The 20,108-nt window shown below is 64.5% G+C and carries 19 protein-coding genes and 2 tRNA genes; 16 read left to right on the forward strand and 5 right to left on the reverse strand.

Features of this window, described 5'->3' with window-relative positions; all coding sequences use genetic code 11:
* Positions 1–6: 6 nt before the first annotated feature.
* The 3 genes from PDM29_RS20535 to PDM29_RS20545 form a co-directional block, all read right to left on the reverse strand.
* The gene (locus PDM29_RS20535; RefSeq protein ID WP_311191864.1) at positions 7–441 is read right to left on the reverse strand and encodes a hypothetical protein; all 435 of its coding nucleotides are present in this window, start codon (positions 439–441) and stop codon (positions 7–9) included.
* Positions 442–534: 93 nt separating this feature from the next.
* Positions 535–1,368, reverse strand: a complete 834-nt coding sequence (locus PDM29_RS20540) for an amidohydrolase (protein WP_311191865.1) — start codon at positions 1,366–1,368, stop codon at positions 535–537.
* Positions 1,368–2,516 carry a pyridoxal phosphate-dependent aminotransferase gene (locus PDM29_RS20545; protein WP_311191866.1) on the reverse strand — a complete coding sequence of 383 codons (1,149 nt, stop codon included), beginning with the start codon at positions 2,514–2,516 and terminating at the stop codon, positions 1,368–1,370. Before PDM29_RS20545 ends, PDM29_RS20540 begins: the two co-directional genes overlap by 1 nt.
* 112 nt (positions 2,517–2,628) lie before the next feature.
* Here PDM29_RS20545 and ccmA point away from each other — a divergent pair, with 112 nt between their 5' ends.
* The 11 genes from ccmA (at position 2,629) to PDM29_RS20600 (ending at position 12,830) form a co-directional block, all read left to right on the forward strand.
* The gene (ccmA, locus tag PDM29_RS20550) at positions 2,629–3,279 is read left to right on the forward strand and encodes a heme ABC exporter ATP-binding protein CcmA (RefSeq protein ID WP_311191867.1); all 651 of its coding nucleotides are present in this window, start codon (positions 2,629–2,631) and stop codon (positions 3,277–3,279) included.
* Complete coding sequence (ccmB, locus tag PDM29_RS20555) at positions 3,276–3,971, forward strand: heme exporter protein CcmB (RefSeq protein ID WP_311191868.1); 696 nt, start codon at positions 3,276–3,278, stop codon at positions 3,969–3,971. Before ccmA ends, ccmB begins: the two co-directional genes overlap by 4 nt.
* A 92-nt stretch (positions 3,972–4,063) precedes the next feature.
* A complete protein-coding gene (gene ccmC / locus PDM29_RS20560; protein WP_311191869.1) occupies positions 4,064–4,831 on the forward strand; it encodes a heme ABC transporter permease CcmC in 768 nt (255 codons plus the stop codon).
* Positions 4,828–5,013, forward strand: coding sequence for a heme exporter protein CcmD (locus tag PDM29_RS20565; RefSeq protein ID WP_311191870.1), 186 nt, complete (start codon positions 4,828–4,830; stop codon positions 5,011–5,013). The genes ccmC and PDM29_RS20565 overlap by 4 nt, the downstream gene beginning before the upstream one ends.
* Positions 5,010–5,471 carry a cytochrome c maturation protein CcmE gene (gene ccmE / locus PDM29_RS20570; RefSeq protein ID WP_311191871.1) on the forward strand — a complete coding sequence of 154 codons (462 nt, stop codon included), beginning with the start codon at positions 5,010–5,012 and terminating at the stop codon, positions 5,469–5,471. Before PDM29_RS20565 ends, ccmE begins: the two co-directional genes overlap by 4 nt.
* The gene (locus tag PDM29_RS20575; RefSeq protein ID WP_311191872.1) at positions 5,472–7,403 is read left to right on the forward strand and encodes a heme lyase CcmF/NrfE family subunit; all 1,932 of its coding nucleotides are present in this window, start codon (positions 5,472–5,474) and stop codon (positions 7,401–7,403) included.
* On the forward strand, positions 7,396–7,995 hold the full coding sequence (locus tag PDM29_RS20580) for a DsbE family thiol:disulfide interchange protein (protein ID WP_311191873.1): 600 nt from the start codon (positions 7,396–7,398) through the stop codon (positions 7,993–7,995). The genes PDM29_RS20575 and PDM29_RS20580 overlap by 8 nt, the downstream gene beginning before the upstream one ends.
* A 208-nt stretch (positions 7,996–8,203) precedes the next feature.
* On the forward strand, positions 8,204–8,623 hold the full coding sequence (locus tag PDM29_RS20585; RefSeq protein ID WP_425508768.1) for a cytochrome c-type biogenesis protein: 420 nt from the start codon (positions 8,204–8,206) through the stop codon (positions 8,621–8,623).
* The gene (locus PDM29_RS20590) at positions 8,617–9,606 is read left to right on the forward strand and encodes a tetratricopeptide repeat protein (RefSeq protein WP_311193851.1); all 990 of its coding nucleotides are present in this window, start codon (positions 8,617–8,619) and stop codon (positions 9,604–9,606) included. Before PDM29_RS20585 ends, PDM29_RS20590 begins: the two co-directional genes overlap by 7 nt.
* 41 nt (positions 9,607–9,647) lie before the next feature.
* Positions 9,648–10,760, forward strand: coding sequence for a homoserine O-acetyltransferase MetX (gene metX, locus PDM29_RS20595; protein ID WP_311191874.1), 1,113 nt, complete (start codon positions 9,648–9,650; stop codon positions 10,758–10,760).
* A gap of 1,425 nt (positions 10,761–12,185) precedes the next feature.
* Positions 12,186–12,830 carry a hypothetical protein gene (locus PDM29_RS20600; protein WP_311191875.1) on the forward strand — a complete coding sequence of 215 codons (645 nt, stop codon included), beginning with the start codon at positions 12,186–12,188 and terminating at the stop codon, positions 12,828–12,830.
* A gap of 92 nt (positions 12,831–12,922) precedes the next feature.
* Here PDM29_RS20600 and cydC read toward each other — a convergent pair whose 3' ends face one another.
* Positions 12,923–14,626, reverse strand: a complete 1,704-nt coding sequence (gene cydC / locus PDM29_RS20605; protein ID WP_311191876.1) for a thiol reductant ABC exporter subunit CydC — start codon at positions 14,624–14,626, stop codon at positions 12,923–12,925.
* Positions 14,623–16,347 carry a thiol reductant ABC exporter subunit CydD gene (gene cydD, locus PDM29_RS20610; protein WP_311191877.1) on the reverse strand — a complete coding sequence of 575 codons (1,725 nt, stop codon included), beginning with the start codon at positions 16,345–16,347 and terminating at the stop codon, positions 14,623–14,625. Before cydD ends, cydC begins: the two co-directional genes overlap by 4 nt.
* 229 nt (positions 16,348–16,576) lie before the next feature.
* Between cydD and PDM29_RS20615 the strand changes: the two genes are divergently transcribed.
* The 5 genes from PDM29_RS20615 (at position 16,577) to PDM29_RS20635 (ending at position 19,804) form a co-directional block, all read left to right on the forward strand.
* Positions 16,577–18,166 carry a cytochrome ubiquinol oxidase subunit I gene (locus tag PDM29_RS20615; RefSeq protein ID WP_311191878.1) on the forward strand — a complete coding sequence of 530 codons (1,590 nt, stop codon included), beginning with the start codon at positions 16,577–16,579 and terminating at the stop codon, positions 18,164–18,166.
* A gap of 15 nt (positions 18,167–18,181) precedes the next feature.
* Entirely contained in the window at positions 18,182–19,336 is a 1,155-nt protein-coding gene (gene cydB / locus PDM29_RS20620; protein WP_311191879.1) for a cytochrome d ubiquinol oxidase subunit II, read from the forward strand.
* Positions 19,337–19,378: 42 nt separating this feature from the next.
* Positions 19,379–19,480, forward strand: a complete 102-nt coding sequence (cydX, locus tag PDM29_RS20625; RefSeq protein WP_125359008.1) for a cytochrome bd-I oxidase subunit CydX — start codon at positions 19,379–19,381, stop codon at positions 19,478–19,480.
* A 54-nt stretch (positions 19,481–19,534) separates the two neighbouring features.
* Positions 19,535–19,611: transfer RNA gene (locus PDM29_RS20630), tRNA-Pro, on the forward strand.
* Between the two features lie 116 nt (positions 19,612–19,727).
* Positions 19,728–19,804: transfer RNA gene (locus tag PDM29_RS20635), tRNA-Pro, on the forward strand.
* The last annotated feature ends 304 nt before the right edge of the window (positions 19,805–20,108 follow it).

Here is a 20,108-nt window from a genome sequence, read left to right on the forward strand (position 1 = left end):
GAATCGTCAACGCCGCTCAATCGTGAACTTGCTGCCCGCGACGCCAAGGTCCCAACCCTTGCCAGTGCCCGCCAAAGCCAGCGACACGTCGCCCTTGGTCACCACTTGGGCACTGCTGGACTTGTCGGCACCCGCGTGTGCTTCCACCGAAGCGTAGGAACCAATCAAGTCATTGACCGAGTACGCACCGCTGAAACGCCCCTTGCCGTCGGTGATCTTGGATTTACCCACGGTCAGGCCACCACCTTTGACTGTGATCTTCACCGGAATACGCGCACCATTGTCGCAGGTGACGGTGCCGCTGCCCGATGCCGTCTTGTAGAACACCGACCAGCCGGACAGGTTGTAGTGCAATTCGCAGTCAATGTTGCCGGCAGCGTAGGCCGCCGGAACCATGGCAAAAGAAGACAGCGCGACAAAAGCCAAGGCGTACGTTTTCATTGCGGTGTGCTCACGCTAAGGGACAATGGCACTGAATCTAGCAGTGTGCGCGTGTTGCCCGAATGAGCCCACACACCTGCATGTGGGCTGCGTTCAGCTGCCTGCCGCGTCACCACCATGAAGGGTGAAGGCATCAGAATCCAGCATGGCCGGGAAGCGCGCCCGATGTGCGGCCAGGGCGGCCGCTGAAATGGTGGTCGTCACCACCTGCTCGGTTTCGCGAACCTCCAGCTGCGGCTGGCCGAGGAAATCGATCACCGCGCTGTCGCCGGCATAGTGCAGCTGATTGCCGTCCACGCCCACCCGGTTCACCGCGGCCACATAGCACAGGTTTTCAATCGCCCGTGCACGCAGCAGGGTGCGCCACGGGTAGGCCCGTGCCGACGGCCAGTTGGCGACGAAAATCTGCAGGTCGAAGTCCAGGTCTTCGGCACGCTCCACGTCGTAGCGGTTGCGGCAGAACACCGGGAAGCGCAGGTCGTAGCAGACCAGCGGATTGATCCGCCAGCCCTTCCACTCCACAGTCAACCGTTCGTTGCCGGCGGCGTAGCGCAGGTGCTCGTCGCCGTAACGGAACAGATGCCGCTTGTCGTAATGCTGCAGTTCACCGTCCGGCGTGGCCCACAGCAGGCGGTTGTACACGCCCTCGCCCACCCGCAGCTGCACGCTGCCGGTGACGGCTGCGCCCAGCTTGGCGGCCTGCTCGCGCATCCACGCGACGGTCGGCCCTTCCATGCCTTCGGCGCGGAAGATGGCATCGTTGGAGAAGCCGCTGGTAAAGGTCTCCGGCAGGATTACCAGATCAGTGTGACCGGCCAGAGGGGCCAGCAGCGCGCCGTAGTGCTCGCGGTTGCCTTGCGGGTCGTGCCAGCGGGTGTTGCCCTGCACTAGGGTGAGGCGCAGGTCGGGGCGTGTGGGGGCGTTCATCAGAGCACCTTCAAGCGTTCAATGGCGGCGTCCATGGTCGCGTCGTTCTTGGCGAAGCACAGGCGGACCAGGCGCTGGCCTTCCGGGGCGGTTTCGTAGAACGGCGACAGCGGAATGGCGGCGACACCCTTTTCAATGGTCAGCCACTTCACGAATTCGTGGTCCGGCAGGTCGCTGATATCGGAGTAGTCCACCAGTTGGAAGTAGCCGCCCGGCACCGGCAGCGGCTTCAGGCGGGTGCCCAGCAGCTGTTCGCGGAAGCGGTCGCGCTTGGCCTGGTAGAACGCGCCCAGTTCCAGATGGTGTTCCGGTTCGTCGCGGATCATCGCGGCGAAACCGTACTGGGCCGGGCCGAAGCTGGTGAAGGTGTTGTACTGGTGCACCTTGCGGAATTCGGCGCTCAGCAACGGCGGGGCGACGGCATAGCCGATCTTCCAGCCGGTGCAGTGGTAGGTTTTGCCGAAGCTGGAGATGACGAAGGTACGCTCGCGCAGTTCGGGGTAGCGGAGTGCGGATTCGTGGCGGCGACCGTCGTAGATGATGTGTTCGTACACCTCATCGGAAATCAGGTAGATGTTGGTGCCGCGCAGTACATCGCACAGGGCCTGCATGTCCGCTTCGGTGAGCATGGCCCCGGACGGGTTGTGCGGGGTGTTGACCATCAGCAGGCGGGTGCGCGGGGTGATCGCGGCACGCACGCGGTCCCAATCCACGGCAAAGGTCTGCGGGTCCAGCGGCACGTGCACGGCACGGGCACCGGCGAGGTCGATGGCCGGTTCGTAGCAGTCATACGCGGGGTCCAGGACGATGACTTCCTCGCCGGGGCGGACCACGGCGTGGATGGCGTTGAAGATGGCCTCGGTGGCCCCGCTGGTGACGGTGATTTCGGTGTCGGGATTCACCTGCGCGCCGTACAGGTCCAGCGACTTCTGGGCGATGGCCTGGCGCAGCGGGGCCACACCGGTCATTGGCGGGTATTGATTCAGGCCGTCGCGCATGGCCTTCACGGTTTCATCGATGAGCCGCTGCGGCGCAGAGAAATCCGGGAAGCCCTGGCCTAGGTTGACGGCCCCGTGCTCGGCGGCCAGCTGGGACATCACGGTGAAGATGGTGGTGCCCACCTTGGGCAGCTTGGTCTGCGGGTTCATGTACATCCAGAACGTGGGGCAAGAGTCCTAGAAGTGTAAGGGATCGGATACCGGTATCCACGTGGCCATATACGCACATCCAATCTCAAACGATCCCGCTACACTGCCCCACATGCACAACACCCCGAACACCCCGCCGCTGCTGGCTGCGCACGGATTGACCTTCAACCGCAACGATGAACCGGTGTTCGGGCCGCTGGACCTGCAGGTGGATGCCGGCGAGGCGCTGCTGGTGCAGGGCGGCAACGGGGCCGGCAAGACCACCCTGCTGCGGGTGTTGGCCGGGCTGCTGCCACCGGCGTCCGGGCAGATCCAGATCGACGGCAAGCCGGCGGGCCGGCGTGAACGCGCCCAGTTTGTGTCCTACCTGAGCCACCTGCCCGCCCTGAAGGGCGACCTGGACACGCTGGAGAACCTGAATTTCCTGTGCGGCCTGCATGGCCGCCGGGCCCGCCAGATGCCGGGCAATGCCCTGGCCATCGTGGGTCTGGCCGGTTACGAGGACACCCTGGTGCGACAGCTCTCGGCTGGCCAGAAGCGACGGTTGGCGCTGGCCCGGATCTGGCTGTCGCCGGCACCGCTGTGGCTGCTGGACGAGCCCTACGCCAATCTCGACCTGGACGGGATCAATCTGGTGAACCGGATGATTTCGGCGCATCTGCGGGCGGGCGGCGCTGCGCTGGTTACCACGCATGGAGCGTATGCCGCGCCGCCGGTGCGGACGCGGCTGATTGAATTGTCCAACCACGGGGCCACCGCATGATCGCCCCCGGTACCGAACCCGGCCTGTGGCAGACCGCCCGGGCGCTGATCACCCGCGACCTGCGCCTGCTGTGGCGGCGGCGTGGTGATGCGCTGCAGCCAGTGCTGTTCGCGCTGCTGGTGGTGGTGCTGTTCGCCCTCGCCCTGGGCCGCGACCCGGACACCATGGCTCGCGTGGCCTCGGCGGTGCTGTGGCTGGCGGTGCTGCTGGCCGGGCAGCTCGCGCTGGACTCGCTGTTCCGCAGCGATGCCGAGGACGGCTCGCTGGAACAATGGCTGCTGGCCCCGGTGCCACTGGCCTGGCTGGTGCTGGTGCGGGTGCTGGTGCACTGGGCCACCACCGCCCTGCCCTTGATCGTGGTCAGCCCGCTGCTGGCGGAAATGCTGCATCTGCCACATGACCAATTGCCGCTGTTGCTGGCATCGTTGCTGCTGGGCACCCCGCTGCTGAGCCTGATTGGCGGCGTGGTGGCCGCGCTGACGGTCAGCATTCGCCGCTCTGGTATTCTCGTGGCGTTGCTGGCGCTGCCGCTGTATGTGCCGGTGCTGGTGTTTGGTGCGGGGGCGGTTTCTGCTGCCGCACGTGGTCAGGATCCGGTGGGGGCGTTGCTGCTGCTGGGGGCCGGGCTGGTGGTGGCGCTGGTGCTGGCCCCGTTGGCAACGGCCGCTGCGATACGGATATCGTTGAGTTGAAGTGGCATGTGTTACCCGTTCACCGCAGACGCGCATGGCGCGTCCCTACGATCAGCCGTTGTACCGCCCATCGTTGAGATAGCTTCCGCTGCATGAACTCTTTGACCCGCTGGTTCCACCAATTCGGTTCGCCGCCCACCTTCGACCGCTTCGCTGCGCGCTGGTCTCGCCTGTTCTATGTGGCAGCGGTGCCGGTGCTGCTTATCGGGCTGTACCAGGGGTTGTTCGTGGTGCCGGCCGAAGCCAAGCAGCTGGACGCCTTCCGCATCATCTACATCCACGTGCCCAGCGCCTGGATGAGCCTGTTCGTGTTCGCGCTGATGGCGTTCTATGCCGCCATCGCGCTGATCTGGCGGATCAAGATCTGCGAGATCCTGGCCATGGCCTGCGCGCCGATGGGCGCGGGCTTCACCCTGATCACCCTGCTGACCGGCAGCATCTGGGGCAAAGGCACCTGGGGCACCTGGTGGGACTGGGACCCGCGCATGACCAGCGAACTGGTGCTGCTGTTCCTGTACCTGGGCGTGATTGGCCTGTACCACGCCATTGAAGACCGCCGCAGCGCCGCGCGTGCAGCCGGCCTGCTGGCGATTGTGGGCGTGAGCCTGCTGCCGGTGATCCGCTATTCGGTGGACTGGTGGGGCGGCCTGCACCAGCGACAGTCGATCAACGTGTTCGGCGACAACGCGGTGCGCGACCAGCTGATCGGGCCGCTGTGGTGGATGGTGGTGGCGACCAAGCTGTGGTTTGCCGGTTCGCTGCTGGCCAAGGCCCGCGCCGACAATCTTTCACGTGAGGCCGGTAAGGCCTGGGTGGCTGAGCGTTTCGGCGGCGTACCCGCCGGGGAGTCCACGCCGTGACCCACGTCCCCTTCCTGATCGCTGCATTCTCCATTTTCATTCTGGTGCTGGCCGCCGATGCGCTGGGGTCCTGGCTGCGCCTGCGCAGCGCCAAGCGCCAGGCCCTGCGCCGCCAGGAACGCTTGCGCGCGCGCGATAAATCGCCTGCCGCCGCCCCGCTCAGCACGGAGCTGAGCCGATGACCCCGGTACAGCGTCGCCGCCTGATGTGGGTGCTGATTGTGCTGTTGGCGGGCGGCCTGGCCACCACGCTGGTGGCGTTCGCGCTGCAGCGGAACATCGCCTATCTGTACACGCCGGCGGAAGTGCTGCGCGGCGACGCCGGCAACCAGGAACGCTTCCGCCTCGGCGGCATGGTGGTGAAAGGCTCGTTCCAACGCGCGGAAGGCGCGCTGGAAGCGCACTTCGTGGTCACCGATGGCGACGCCACCCTGCCGGTGAGCACCTCGCGCATTCTGCCGGACATGTTTGCCGAAGGCACCGCCGTGGTCGCCAGCGGCCGCCTGGAAAATGGCCGCTTCATCGCCGATGAAGTGCTGGCCAAGCACGACGAAAACTACGTGCCCAAGGAAGTCGCCGACAAGATGGGCGCAGCACACACCAAGCACGACGTGCCGGTGCCGGCCGTGGAGGCACGCTGAGTGCTGCCTGAGCTGGGGCAGATTTTGCTGGGGTGTGCGCTGCTGGCCGCGTTGCTGCAGGCGGTGTTGCCGCTGCTGGGCGCACAACGCCAGCGTGCCGAATGGATGGCCATCGCCCGCCCCGCCGCGTACGCACAGCTGGTGCTGATCGCCGGCGCGTTCGCCGTGCTGACCGCCGCCTTCGTGCAGCAGGATTTCTCGGTGCGCTACGTGGCCGAGAATTCCAACACGCTGCTGCCGCTGGCCTACCGCTATTCCGCCGTGTGGGGCGCGCACGAAGGCTCATTGCTGCTGTGGGTGCTGGTGCTGGCACTGTGGGGCGGGGCGGTGGCGCTGGGCTCGAAGCAATTGCCCGACACTGTGCGCGCACGCGTGCTGGGGGTGATGGGCATCATCAGCGTGGGCTTCATCGCCTTCCTGTTCTTCACCTCCAATCCGTTCACCCGCCTGCTGCCCGCGCCGCTGGAGGGCCGCGACCTCAACCCGCTGCTGCAGGACCCCGGGCTGATCATCCACCCGCCGATGCTGTACATCGGCTACGTAGGCTTTGCAGTGCCGTTCGCGTTCGCCATTGCCGCGCTGCTGGACGGCCGCGTGGATGCACGCTGGCTGCGCTGGACCCGGCCATGGACCAACATTGCCTGGGGCTTTCTCACCCTGGGCATCGCGCTGGGCAGCTGGTGGGCGTATTACGAGCTGGGCTGGGGCGGCTGGTGGTTCTGGGACCCGGTGGAAAATGCCAGCTTCATGCCATGGCTGGCCGGCGCGGCGCTGATCCATTCGCAGGCGGTTACGGAAAAGCGCGGCAGCTTTGCCAGCTGGACCCTGCTGCTGGCGATTGCCGCGTTCGCGCTTTCCTTGCTGGGTGCGTTCCTGGTGCGTTCGGGCGTGCTGACCAGCGTGCATTCGTTCGCCGCCGATCCCGCCCGCGGTGCCTTCATCCTGGTGTTCCTGGCGCTGGTGGTCGGCGCGGCACTGCTGCTGTACGCACTGCGCGCTGGCGGCCTGAATGCCGACGACCCGCGCAAGGGCTTCATGCCAACCTCGCGCGAGACCCTGCTGCTTGCCAACAACCTGCTGCTGGCAACCGCCTGCGCCATGGTGCTGCTGGGCACGCTGTATCCGCTGCTGGCCGATGCACTGGGGCTGGGCAAGGTGAGCGTGGGGCCGCCCTACTTCGGCACCCTGTTCCTGCTGCTGATGGCTCCGCTGGTGCTGCTGCTGCCGTTCGGCCCGCTGGTGAACTGGCAGCGCGACCAGGCATCAAAGCGGCTCGCCCTGCTGGCTCCGTGGGCGGTGTTCGCATTGGTGCTCGGCGTGGTGGCGTGGTTCATGGCTCCACAGGGCAAGCTGAAAACCGCTGCCGGTGTTGCCGCCGCCGCGTGGGTCACCTTCGGTACCGCCCGCTTCGTCTGGCAGCGCCTGCGGGGCAATGGCCGTTTCAACGCGGAAATGATCGGCATGCTGCTGGCCCATTTCGGCGTGGCGGTGTTCCTGGTCGGCGCGTTGCTGGTGGAAGCGCTGAATGTGCAGCGCGAGATCGCACTGGCCCCGGGCCAGCAGATCGAGATCGGCCGCTACGCGTTCCAGTTCGAAGGTGTGGACCACCAGCAGGGGCCCAACTACGTGGCTGATCGCGGGCATGTGCGCGTATTCGCCAGTGACCGTGAAATCGCCCTGCTGCACCCGGAAAAACGCGCCTATGCCAGCGGTGGCCAGGTAATGACCGAAGCCGGCATCCATGCACGGGTAAATGGCGACGTCTACGTGGCATTGGGCGAGCCGCTGGGCAACAATGCCTGGGCGCTGCGCGTGCATATCAAGCCGTTTGTCCGCTGGATCTGGCTGGGTGCGCTGCTGATGGCGCTGGGCGGGTTTGTCACCGCCGCTGACCGCCGCTTCCGCCGTATCAAGGAATTACCGAATGTCTGAGCCCCGCCCCATTCCACCCGTTGCCATCGTCATCGGCGTGCTGTTCTTCTTCGGGCTGCTCGGGCTGATGATCTACGGGGTGATGAAATCCGGCGCGCCGGACCGCGACATCCTGCCGTCGGCGCTGATCAACAAGCCCGCGCCGGCGTTTGCGCTGCCGATCCTGCACGACCCGCAGACCACCGTGCGCAGTGAAGAACTGCGTGGCGCGCCCTACGTGCTGAACGTGTGGGGCAGCTGGTGCGCGGCCTGCCGCGAAGAGCACCCGGTGCTGACCGCGTTTGCCGAAACCAAGCGCGTGCGCGTGATCGGCTACAACTGGAAGGATGAGCCGGCCGACGCGCTGCGCTGGCTGGAGACGCTGGGCAACCCGTTCGTGCTGGTGCTGGCCGATATGGAAGGCCGCACCGCGATTGACTGGGGCGTGACCGCTGCACCGGAAACCTTCCTGGTGGATGCCAGTGGCGTGGTGCGGTGGAAGTACAGCGGCGCGCTCACCCAGCGCGTGATTGATACCCAGCTGCTGCCGGAACTGGACAAACTGGACCGTGCCCATGCGCAACCTGTTGCTACGCCGCCGCCGGCCGAGTGAAGCCCGCGCGGGTGCCTGCCGCACGACCAACGGTCGTGCGCTACCGGCATGGTGGCTTGGGATTGCCTGCCGCACGACCAACGGTCGTGCGCTACCGGTTTGGTGGCTTGGGATTGCCTGCCGCACGACCAACGGTCGTGCGCTACCGGAATCTTGCCGGACCGTGGTAGCGCACGACCGTTGGTCGTGCGGCGCGATCTTGCTGGCGATGCTCCTCGCGCTGCTGATGCCACTGCTGGCATCCGCGCAGGCGGTCAGCGACCCCACTCCGTTGCAGTACCGCGATGCGGCTGAAGAAGCGCGCTTCCATGCATTGGCCGCCGAACTGCGCTGCGTGCAGTGCCAGAACCAATCCCTGGCCGATTCCAACGCCCAGATCGCGCATGACTTGCGCCGTGAAGTGCTCACCCTGATGCAGCAGGGCAACAGCGATGCGCAGATCAAGCAGTTCCTGGTCGAGCGCTACGGCGAGTTCGTGCTGTATCGCCCGGCCATGGATGCCCGCAACAGCCTGCTCTGGTTCGGCCCGCTGGGCGTGCTGCTGATCGGGGCCGGCACCGTGTTCTGGGTGGTGCGGCGACGCAGCCGCACGGTACAACCGATGGATGAAAGCGAGGAACGCTGGTGAACCTGTGGCTGCCTGCTTTTGCTGCGTTGGCTGCAGCCGTGATGGCGCTGATGGTGCTGTGGCCGCTGCGTGGCAGTGGGCGCAAGGGTTTCATTGCCCTGACCGTGGCACTGGGTGTCGCCGGCTGTGCGCTGTATGTGCTGGTGGGCACGCCTGAGGCGGCCACGCCGCGTACGGAAACCGCAGCCTCCAACGACCTGCAACAAGGCATTCGCGACCTACAGCAGGCGCTGGAACGCGAGCCGCAGCGCGCCGACGGCTGGGCGCTGCTGGGGCGTTCGCAGTTGGCGTTGGGGCGAACCGAAGAAGCCAACGCCGCGTTCGAACGCGCGGTAGCACTGGCTCCGGATGAAGCACCGGTGCTGGTGGAAGCCGCGCAGGCGCGCGCGCAGGCACATGCCACCCGGCAGTTCGACGACACCGCGCTGCAATGGCTTCGCCATGCGCAGCAGGTGGATCCCAACAGCGAACGTGCGGCATGGCTGATCGGCGTAGCACTGCGCCAGCGTGGGCAGAACGCCGAAGCGGCGCAGGTGTGGGAGGCGTTGCTGCCGAAGCTGGAACCTGGCGCGGCGGCGGCATTGCGTGAGCAGATTGCGATTGCGCGTGGGGCCGGTGGCGATGCGCCGGCTGCCGCATCGGGCGGTCACGCGCTTCAGGTTTCAGTGGCACTGGCCGCCGGAACGAAGGCAGACGCCCTGCCCGCCAACGCCACCGTGTTCATCATCGCCCGCCAGCCCGGCGGCCCGCCGATGCCGGTGGCGGTGGAGAAGCACGCGCTGTCCGATCTGCCGATCACGGTGACACTGGATGATGGCGATAGCCCGATGCCGACGGTGAAGCTGTCCGCATTGGACGAGGTGGAGGTGTTTGCACGGGTATCGGCCAGTGGGCAGGCGAACCGGCAGGAAGGCGATGTGGACTCCGCGCCGGTGCGGGTGAAGCTGCCGCACACCGGCACCGTGGAACTCTCCTTGCCGTAGAGCCACGCCCTGCCTTCGCGCCGCGCGGCTAGAATGCCCCCATGACCGAATTCATCCCGCCCGGCACCCGCTACCACCCCCTGCCCTCGCCCTTCGCGTTCAAGCGCGGTGGCGAACTGCACGGTGCGCATGTGGCCTACGAAACCTGGGGCACCCTCAACGAACGCGCAGACAACGCCGTCCTGATCGTCACCGGTCTGTCCCCGGACGCCCACGCCGCCGCCAATGCTGACAACCCCGCTCCGGGCTGGTGGGAAGCCATGGTCGGCCCGAACAAGCCCATCGACACCGACCGTTGGTTCGTGATCTGCGTGAACTCCCTGGGCAGCTGCAAAGGCTCCACGGGGCCGGCCTCGCTCAATCCGGCCACCAGCGAACCGTATCGCCTGAGCTTCCCGGAACTGTCCATCGAAGACGGTGCCCGTGCAGCTGTTGAAGTGGTCCGCGCCCTGGGCGTCACCGAACTGGCCTGCGTGATCGGCAACTCCATGGGCGGCATGACCGCGCTGGCGCTGCTGCGCTTGCACCCAGGCATTGCGCGCAGCCATATCAACATTTCCGGCAGTGCACAGGCGCTGCCGTTCTCCATTGCTATTCGTTCGCTGCAGCGCGAGGCGATCCGGCTGGACCCGCAGTGGAATGGCGGGCGCTACACCGAAACCGACTACCCGGAATCGGGCATGCGCATGGCCCGCAAGCTGGGGGTCATCACCTACCGTTCGGCGCTGGAATGGGACGGGCGCTTTGGTCGTGTGCGGCTGGATTCGGACCAGACCGATGATGATCCGTTCGGTTTGGAGTTCCAGGTGGAAAGCTACCTGGAAGGCCACGCGCGCCGCTTCGTGCGCTTCTTCGATCCGAACTGCTATCTGTACCTGAGCCGTTCGATGGACTGGTTCGATCTGGCTGAGTACGGGGATGGCGACGTGATGGCCGGGCTGGCGCAGATCAAGGTGGCCAAGGCACTGGCGATTGGCGCCAATACCGACATTCTGTTCCCGGTGCAGCAGCAACAGCAGATTGCCGATGGGCTGCGTGCCGGTGGGGCGGAAGCGGAGTTCATCGGGCTGGAATCACCACAGGGGCATGATGCGTTTCTGGTGGATTTCGAGCGGTTCGGGCCGGCGGTGAGGGGGTTCCTCGACGCGTTGTGAAGTCGGGCTCGGCTGGGATGGCTCGGATGGCTCGGATGGCTGCCATGATTGAATTACTTGGGAACGGGTAGGGTCGGTCGAAAGACGACCGCACGTATCGGCACAACGTTCTGTAACGCATGACCCCGAAACGGATCAACGCATGATCGGCCGACATTGCGTGCCTCTGCGTTGATGGTCATGCGTTACCTTGCCGATCACCGTTATCGGCGGTCGTCTGTCGACCGACCCTACCCGACCTCACGCATTCCTTGCCACCGGTCTTCCGTAATTCGCCCTCTAACATCAGCGCGCGCCGCTTCTAGAGCGCCGCCGCCGTGGCTTGCGCATCCCGGGCAGGCTCAACACCAGCCCCTCGTCGGTATGCCGCAAGGTCATTCGTGCGCTGTGATGCACGTTCAAACCGTGCAACCACCATCCGAACAGCGACACTTCCGGGGGCGGTGGGCACACGGGACAGGTGGGTGCCTCCCGGCTCTGTCGCTCCACGACACGCACCTCGAACGGCATCTGCCGGCAGCGGCAGCGTGGGGCTGGTGTGGCCGGACTATCGGGCGTGCCTGCGTCGTTGTCATCATGCATGCAGATTCTCCTGTGGTGTTCTCCCTCGCCGAAATGGCGAGGGAGTCGGGAGGCTGAGAACCGTCAAGAGTTTCCGGGCAGGCGTATTTCCGCGAAGGTGTTCTATTCCGCCACCCTCCCGACATAAAGCGACCAACATTTCACTCTTGACGGAATTCTCAGGCTCCGCAGCCACAGGATGCAGCATCTGCGCATCGTAGTTGAAGTTGATATTCCGCCAGCCAAGTTATCAGCCCATCAACCACGCCCAACAGATTGTCGCGAACAGCCCCTTAATAGACCAGAACCTTGACGCAGTGCGCACTCCGAAGGTCATCGCATCGCGTCAACGACGACCGAATTAGTCGGTACTGCCCCGGAGTTCACGAGACAACAGATGTCGCATTACGCACTTCATGCGCGACCGCCGGATCCTATGATGGCGATTCCACCAATCGCCCCAGTCGAACATTAATAAATCGGAAAAATCGAGCTCCCTAGCTCCCTCTGCCTCCAGGCACCAATTCCGCCAGGAAAATTCTCACATCCTTCACGCCCACCCATGGAATCTTCCAAATGCACGGGGGAGACTCCCAGTGGGCAACACGTTGTGGGATTGTGGGACAGCCGCGCGGGCAATCGACTTTCACTCCCTGAAGATCGCTTGCCCGCCGGCCTTATAGTTAATGGGATCGATCAACCCCTAATCCGCGATCGCTGCCACCTGATAGTCAACATCAATAAATTTCGCTGGCGCAAGGAAGTACCCCCTCAACTCACCAGTACGTTGTCAGTTGCCCAGGACTCGCATAGCGACTTTTCGCCAACCCATTTTGCGGCCAATCTGCCGGAATCACTCACTGGATGAGCATTCTCAACGTATTGCTATCACCTGACCGGCTACTGGTTGCAGTAGACACCCTCACAGAAGACTCCGCGACTGGAATGCGCTCGACCGGAGCGAACTTACTACTGATCCCCCACCACAATGCGGTACTTGCAACACGGGGATCGATGTGTTTTTTTCTTGATGTCTACGATCTCTGCCTGCAGGCAAGTCTCCGGGCTGATTTCTCTATTTCGCGGCTCGCGAGTGAAATAGGCCCGATGATGGACAACCTTTGGCCGAAACATGCAAAGGCCGCAGAGAAGACCGGCCAGCAGCGAAACCAGGTGAAGACTAAAATAGTGTTCGGAGGATGGTCCCAAACCGAGCGACGCATGGTAGCCACGGCGTACGCCAAACACGCGTCAACCACACCAACCTTGGTTCATCCGCTGATAGAGTCCCTTTCTTCACCCAAGGAACCACTTCGAGGAAAGGCGCAGAGCTTCGATCCATCAGACGTGCTCGGGGCATCTGTGCTGCAGGCACGATACCTAAACTCGAAGCACGGACACCAAGTCGCAGGTGGATCTGTCTTGGTGGCTCAATTGCGCGAGCGAGAATCACGCGTCAATGAGTGGAAATTCGTGCAACCGGATTTGATGCGGGAGAATATTGCATAGGCACAGCTACTGATGCCAAAACCACCCTTTGTCGATGGAAATTGATTGAGAGATGAGCAACGGTCATCGCTAGCCCCCCCGCCCTCCTGCTCCTATTGAGTAGCCTCTAGATTCTCGAATACGCGGTCAAAGCATCCACCGTTTGTGACGCGATAGCTGCAATCCACGATGCCTTCCGGTAGTTCATCATGCGTAATCATCACCAAGCTGCGCTCCCCAAGCGCAGCAACCATGTCCTGCAACAACGCCTGCGCAGTATCCACATCCAGCCCTTCCGTAGGCTCATCCAGCAACAGCACCGGTGCATCACGCAACAGCGCGCGCGCCAAGGCCAGCCGCCGGGCCTGCCCGGCGGACATGGTTGCGCCGTTCTCACCCACCCACGCATTCAAACCGCCAATGCCTTCGGCCCACGCCTGCAGGCGCACATCGGCCAGCACCTGCCATAGCCGTTCATCGCTGGCGGCCACATCGCCCAGCCGCAGATTGTCCGCCACGGTGCCGGCAAACACCGGCGCGTTCTGCGGCAGCCAGGCAATCTTCATATGCCACTCCGCCTGCGCCACCATGCGAATGTCTACATCGCCATAGCGCACGCTGCCCGCTTCCGGATCCCACAGGCGCAACATCAATGCCGACAGCGTGGTCTTGCCGCTGCCACTATCTCCGCGCAGCGCAATTCGCTCGCCCGGTGCGACACGAAGATTCACATTCTGCAGCAGTGCCCTGCCCTGGCCCGGCCAGCGGAAGCTGACATCGCGCAATTCCAGCACCGCTGTACCAGCAGGCAGGGTTACTGGTGCGGCCGCATCTTCCACCCCGCTGTCCTGGTCGACAATGCTCTCCAGCCGCCCGGCGGCCACGCGCCCACTCAACCACGACTGCCACGCCAGCCCAATGCCGGCCCACAATTCAATAAGCGCCACAGTGAGAAACACCAGTGCTGCCGCATAGGCGGCATCCACTGCACCGCGTTCAAACGCGCGCAGCGCCAGCCAGATCATCGCCACCAGGCCCACCGACGCGCACAGCCCATGCAGGGCATTGCCGGCCACCAGCCGCCAACGCCGACGGCGGTCGCGTGAGCGCAGCTGCTTCGCAGCCACGTTGACCCGCTGCTGCCAATGATCGCGCGCGTGCAACGCCGTCAGATCGGCCGCACCTTCCAGCCCTTCGAATGCCTGCGTGCGCAGCTGCGCACGATGCAGTGCGCGGTCGCGCTCATGTGCACCAGCACCCCGCACGGTGAACCACGGCACGCCCAGCCCTATCACCAACGCCAGCACCGCCAGCAGCAACGCCGCCGGTGGGTAGATCAGCAGCGCCGAGCCCACTGCCGCCAGCGACACACCGCCCAGCGCGATCAACGGACCGATGGCACGCACCAGCAGGCCATCCACTTCGTTGATGTCACTCAGCAACCGCGCCAGCAGTTCACCCGTGCGCACACCGGCCAGCTTTGCCGGTGCCAGCGGCAGCGCGCGGCGGAAGAACCACACCCGCAGGTCACGCGCGATGCGCAGGGTGACATCGTGGCCGACCAGCTTCTCGAAGTAGCGCGAGGCGATACGCGCCATGGTCAGGCCGCGAATGCCGGCCGAGGGCGAGAAGAAGTTGAAACCACTGCCCAGCCCGGCCGCGCCGGCCAATGCTGCAGCAGTGAGGAAGCCACCGGACAACCCCAGCAAGGCGGTGCCGGCCAGCATGGTGGTCCACAGCAACAGCACGGTCAGCAGCAGACGACCGCGATGGAGGGTGAACACCTGTTTCAGCCCATCGTCACGCGAAGCGCTCATGCCTGCACCTCCCGCTTCGGTGCGGCCAGCGTGGTCAGCTCCAGGCGCGTATCCGCCCAGCGCATCGCCACCTCGCTGTGCGTGGCGATCACCACGCTGCGGTCGCGGGCGAACGCGGCCAGCGTCTGCAGCAGGGCCGTTTCGGTGTCCGGATCAAGGAACGCTGTTGGCTCATCCAGCAACAGCAACTGCGGATCGCGCAGCAGCAAGCGGGCCAAGCCGATGCGCCGCGCCTCGCCACCGGAAAGCCCGAAGCCACGCTCACCAATCACCGTATCCAGCCCTTCTGGCAGCGCGTGTGCGAAACGCATCACTTGCGCCGCTTCGGCCACCGCTTGCAGGCGCGCATCGGTGGCACCGGGGTCGGCCAGCCTGAGGTTGTCGGCAATGCTGCCGTGGAACAGGTATGGCCGCTGCCCGGCATAACCAACTTCCAGCCCGGGGCGCAGCACGATGCTGCCGCCCTCCGGTGGCAGCCAACCGGCCAGCGCTTCCAGCAGAGTGCTCTTGCCACTGCCACTGGGACCGACCAGGGCCAGACGTTGGCCGGCCTCGATCTGGAACGACAGCCCTTCAATCACGTTGTGCGGTGCGCCCAGCGGACGCAGTACAACATCACGCACCACCACCGGCGGCGCATGCTGCACCACCAGTTCCGGCGCGCGCGGGGTTGCAGGAACCTCAGCCTTGGCCGCAGTATCGGGCAACTCGCCCAGCAGCCTTTCCACTTCCGCAGCCGCCGCCAGCGCATTGGCGCGGTCGTGATAATGCGCGGCCAGCCGGCGCAGCGGCGCATAAAACTCCGGAGCCAGCAGCAGGCAGAACATGCCCGCGCCCAGTGTCGGCACCGTGGCATGCAACGACATCAGGCCGAGATAGCTCAGGCCCAGGTACAGCGCCACCATTGCCACACTCACCGAGGCAAAGAACTCCAGCACGGTGGAGGACAGGAACGCGATACGCAGCACCTTCATGGTGCGCTCGCGCACGCCTTCGGCGGCGGCGGCCACGCCCTCCAGCTCGGCCTCGCCCCGGCCATACAGCCGCAGCAGGCCCAGGCCCTTGATGCGGTCAGCAAAATGTCCGCTCATCCTGGCCAGTTCCCCCAGCTGAGCGCGACCAGCGGCTTCCGCGCCCCAGCCCACCAGCATCATGAAGAACGGCACCAGCGGCGCAGTACATATAAGAATGAGTGCCACCACCCAGTCCACGTAGGCCACAGCAGCGGCGATCAGCAGCGGCACCACCACCACTTCGATGCGCACCGGCTGGTAACCGGAGTAGTAGTTTTCCACGGCGTCGGCATGGGCCAGCATCAGTTCGCCCAGTTCGCCGGTACGCTGCTGCCGCAGCCACAGCGGGCCCAGCCCCATCAGCCGGGTGTAGACCCGCTCGCGCAGGGTCAGCCGTGCCGCATCGGCCACGTCACCGGCGGCGGCCTGGGTGGCACTGGCCAGCAGCGCGCGCACGGCCAGCACGGCCAGCAGCCCCAGCAGCACCGGGGTGGCGTCGGCCAGCGGGCGGTGTTCCACCAGCACGGCCTGGATCAGCCAGGCAATGGCGGCAGCCTGGCCGATCAGCAGCGCCCCGGACGTACAGATGCACAGAGCGGCCAGCCGTTGCCGGCCCCGAACTGTGACGGCAAGCCCATTCAGCCATGCCAGACGCTGGCGGCGCAGGGTGGACGTCTCGATGGGGGGCGCTTCGGGGGGTATGCTCAAAGTGGATCACTGGCGGCCATCGGGGCAATGCCAGACATTGTAATAGGGTCTGGCGCAAGCTCCCGGTGCGGCACGCGGTCGCAGGGGGAGGTATACCTTCGCGCTCCCTGAATGCCGCTTCATTGATCTGAATCAAGGCTCGTAGAAGTTGCCGGTCACAGAATTCATCCCGTAGACCCCCTTCCCGCCACCCCAAAACGGCAAAACCCCCCAACGAGGTAGCCAGGCCATGATTGATTCGACAGTCGTAGAGCTGTCGCGGCTGCAATTTGCTTTGACCGCGATGTACCACTTCCTTTTTGTTCCCCTCACGCTTGGCCTGTCCTTCATGGTGGCCATCATGGAAAGCGTGTACGTCATGACCCGCAAACAGGTCTGGCGTCAGATGACCCTGTTCTGGGGCACGCTGTTCGGCATCAACTTCGCCATCGGTGTCGCTACCGGCCTGGTGATGGAATTCCAGTTCGGCATGAACTGGTCGTACTACAGCCACTACGTGGGTGACATCTTCGGCGCGCCGCTGGCCATTGAAGGCCTGATGGCGTTCTTCCTGGAAGCCACGCTGATCGGCCTGTTCTTCTTCGGCTGGAAGCGGCTGAGCCCGGTCAAGCACCTGGCGGTGACCTGGTTCATGGCGCTGGGCACCAACCTGTCGGCGGTGTGGATTCTGATCGCCAACGGCTGGATGCAGAACCCCACGGGTGCGGTGTTCAACCCGGAAACCATGCGCATGGAAGTGGTGGACTTCGCCGCGGTGCTGTTCAACCCGGTGGCGCAGGCCAAGTTCGTGCACACGGTGAGTGCCGGCTACGTGACCGGCGCGATCTTCGTGATGGGCATCAGCGCCTTCTACCTGCTGCGCAACAAGCACAAGGACATGGCACGCCGCTCGTTCGCGGTGGCCGCGGCCTTCGGCCTGCTGAGCTCGCTGTCGGTGGTGGTGCTGGGTGACGAAAGCGGTTATGCCGCCAGCGAACACCAGAAGATGAAGCTGGCCGCGATTGAAGCGATGTGGGAAACCGAGCGTGCCCCGGCTGACTTTACCGCCTTCGGCATTCCGAACCAGGCCACGCAGAGCAACGACTTCGCGATCAAGATTCCGTATGTGATGGGCCTGATTGCCACGCGTTCGTTGAACCAGCCGATTCCGGGCATCCTGGAACTGGTGGAACGCGCCGAGCACCGCATCAAGGGTGGTCAGCTGGCCTACGGCGCGCTGGAGCGTATCCGCAAGGACAAGAACGACGTTGAAGCGCGTGAAATGTTCGACCGCCACTGGCAGGACCTGGGCCATGGCCTGCTGCTGAAGCGCTACCGCGACGACATCCTCAACGCCACCCCGGAAGAAATTTCCAAGGCGGCCATGGATACCGTGCCGCGCGTGGCTCCGCTGTTCTGGACCTTCCGCATCATGGCGGCGCTGGGCTTCTACCTGATCGCCTTCTTCGCCCTGGCCTTCTACTACTCGTGCCGTAACACCTTCCACGAGAAGCGCTGGTTCCTGAAGCTGGCGGTGTGGAGCATTCCGGCTCCGTGGATTGCGATCGAGTGCGGTTGGTTCGTGGCCGAATACGGTCGTCAGCCGTGGGCAGTGGACGGCGTGCTGCCGACCTTCTACGCCGCATCGGGCCTGGCCCTGCACGAAATTCTGACCACGCTGGCGGTGTTCACCATCACCTACACGATTCTGCTGGTGATTGAAGTGAAGCTGATGCTGAAGGCGATCCGTACCGGTCCGGCCGACATCCTTCCTTCGCTGCAGCCCGACCGCAAGCCGGTTACCCCCATTGCCGCCGCACCGGCTCCCGGTCAGGCATAAGGCAGGAGACACACCATGGAAATTCTTGGACTTGATTACACCACGCTGCGCGTGATCTGGTGGCTGCTGCTGGGCATCCTGCTGGTCGGCTGGGCGGTGATGGATGGCTTCGACCTGGGCGTCGGCACCCTGCTTCCGTTCGTGGCGAAAACCGATGAAGAACGCAGGCTGGTGATCAACACCGTCGGCCCGGTGTGGGAAGGCAACCAGGTGTGGCTGGTGCTGGGTGGCGGTGCGATCTTCGCCGCATGGCCACCGCTGTATGCGGTGAGCTTCTCGGGCTTCTATCTGGCGATCTTCGCCATGCTGTTCGGCTTGATCCTGCGCCCGGTGGGCTTCAAGTACCGCAGCAAGATGCCCAGCCAGCGCTGGCGCAACAACTGGGACTGGGTGCTGTTCGTGGGCGGTCTGCTGCCTGCCCTGATCTCCAGCGTGGCGGTGGGCAACGTGCTGTTGGGCGTGCCGTACCACTTCGATGACAGCATGCGCATCTTCTACACCGGCACGTTCTTCGGTCTGCTGACCCCGTTCGCACTGATTGCCGGTCTGGTCGGCGTGTCGATGATGGTGTCGCACGGTGCCGCCATGCTGGTGCTGAAGACCGACGGCCCGGTGGCAGAGCGCTCGGCCCGTTACGGCAGCATTGCCGCGATCCTCAGCTTCGTGCTGTTCGCCGCAGCCGGCGTGTGGGTGGCCTTCGGTCTGCCGGGTTACCATATCACCTCGCAGGTGGTGACGGATGGCCCGACCAACCCGCTGCTGAAGACGGCGGAGATCGGTGCGGCGGCAGGTGGCTGGATGCGCAACTACAGCAGCATGCCGTGGACCTGGATCTTCCCGGTGCTGGGCCTGGGCGGTGCGCTGGCCAGTGCGGTGCTGCTGCGCAAGCGTCGTGGCATGGCGGCCTTCCTGGCCTCGGGCACGTCGATTGCCGGCATCATCCTGACCGTGGGCTTTGCGATCTTCCCGTTCCTGCTGCCCTCCAGCAGCCAGCCGAGCGGCAGCCTGACGGTGTGGGACAGCTCGTCCAGCCAGCTGACGCTGTTCATCATGTTGGTGGCGACGATCATCTTCCTGCCGATCATCCTGGCCTATACCAGCTGGGTGTACCGCGTGATGAAGGGCAAGACCACGGCCGAAGACATGGCCGACAACCCGAACGCATATTAACGGCGTGCCGACCAACGGTCGGCACCTACCTGGAGAACGATCATGTGGTATTTCGCCTGGATTCTCGGCACCGGCCTGGCCTCGGCCGCGGCCATCCTCAACGGCATGTGGTACGAAGCCCGCGAGCAGGGCACCGCCGATTGATGTGAAATAAAACTTGCCGGCAAGGCCTTCACACCGTATCCTTGTCGGCTCCTTCGGGGTGTAGCTCAGTCTGGTAGAGCGCTACGTTCGGGACGTAGAGGTCGCAGGTTCGAATCCTGTCTCCCCGACCACTTCGGTGGTCACAATGAAGCCTGGAGCCCACCGCTTCAGGCTTTTTTGTCAGAAGGAATGCAACACGGCCCCCTTGCCGCCCGAGGGACCAGCCGATACAATAGGCGGCTCCTTACGGGGTGTAGCTCAGTCTGGTAGAGCGCTACGTTCGGGACGTAGAGGTCGCAGGTTCGAATCCTGTCTCCCCGACCATACAAGTGGTCACATTGAAGCCTGGAAGACGAAAGTCCTCCGGGCTTTTTTGTGCCCATTTGATAGCGGTATCTACGTGTCGCCGGGCTTGCCCCTCGCTGCGGTTGCACGTACGACGTAGAGCCGGGCTTGCCCGGCTGCTGTTGGATTCGTGCGAAAAGCCCTCGGCTCGCGATCTACGTGTTTTGGGCCATCGGATGGGGGGTACGGGACACGCCGTTAACCCATCCATGGGGGCTCGTCGAAAACATCCATGTTTTCAACGGTCCCGTACCCCCCAACCGATGGCCCCTCGATACATGGT

Origin of the sequence: Stenotrophomonas oahuensis (assembly GCF_031834595.1) — a bacterium.
Classification (GTDB): Bacteria; Pseudomonadota; Gammaproteobacteria; order Xanthomonadales; family Xanthomonadaceae; genus Stenotrophomonas; species Stenotrophomonas oahuensis.

Excerpts from the sequence above, each read along its gene's own strand:
- ccmA (WP_311191867.1), top strand. The coding sequence starts at position 2,629 with ATGCACAACACCCCGAACACCCCGCCGCTGCTGGCTGCGCACGGATTG.
- ccmE (WP_311191871.1), top strand. The coding sequence starts at position 5,010 with ATGACCCCGGTACAGCGTCGCCGCCTGATGTGGGTGCTGATTGTGCTG.
- PDM29_RS20600 (WP_311191875.1), top strand. The coding sequence starts at position 12,186 with ATGAGCATTCTCAACGTATTGCTATCACCTGACCGGCTACTGGTTGCA.
- PDM29_RS20540 (WP_311191865.1), bottom strand. The coding sequence starts at position 1,368 with ATGAACGCCCCCACACGCCCCGACCTGCGCCTCACCCTAGTGCAGGGC.
- ccmC (WP_311191869.1), top strand. The coding sequence starts at position 4,064 with ATGAACTCTTTGACCCGCTGGTTCCACCAATTCGGTTCGCCGCCCACC.
- PDM29_RS20585 (WP_425508768.1), top strand. The coding sequence starts at position 8,204 with ATGCTCCTCGCGCTGCTGATGCCACTGCTGGCATCCGCGCAGGCGGTC.
- metX (WP_311191874.1), top strand. The coding sequence starts at position 9,648 with ATGACCGAATTCATCCCGCCCGGCACCCGCTACCACCCCCTGCCCTCG.
- cydC (WP_311191876.1), bottom strand. The coding sequence starts at position 14,626 with ATGAGCGCTTCGCGTGACGATGGGCTGAAACAGGTGTTCACCCTCCAT.
- PDM29_RS20580 (WP_311191873.1), top strand. The coding sequence starts at position 7,396 with ATGTCTGAGCCCCGCCCCATTCCACCCGTTGCCATCGTCATCGGCGTG.
- PDM29_RS20545 (WP_311191866.1), bottom strand. The coding sequence starts at position 2,516 with ATGAACCCGCAGACCAAGCTGCCCAAGGTGGGCACCACCATCTTCACC.
- ccmB (WP_311191868.1), top strand. The coding sequence starts at position 3,276 with ATGATCGCCCCCGGTACCGAACCCGGCCTGTGGCAGACCGCCCGGGCG.
- cydX (WP_125359008.1), top strand. The coding sequence starts at position 19,379 with ATGTGGTATTTCGCCTGGATTCTCGGCACCGGCCTGGCCTCGGCCGCG.
- PDM29_RS20535 (WP_311191864.1), bottom strand. The coding sequence starts at position 441 with ATGAAAACGTACGCCTTGGCTTTTGTCGCGCTGTCTTCTTTTGCCATG.
- PDM29_RS20615 (WP_311191878.1), top strand. The coding sequence starts at position 16,577 with ATGATTGATTCGACAGTCGTAGAGCTGTCGCGGCTGCAATTTGCTTTG.
- cydB (WP_311191879.1), top strand. The coding sequence starts at position 18,182 with ATGGAAATTCTTGGACTTGATTACACCACGCTGCGCGTGATCTGGTGG.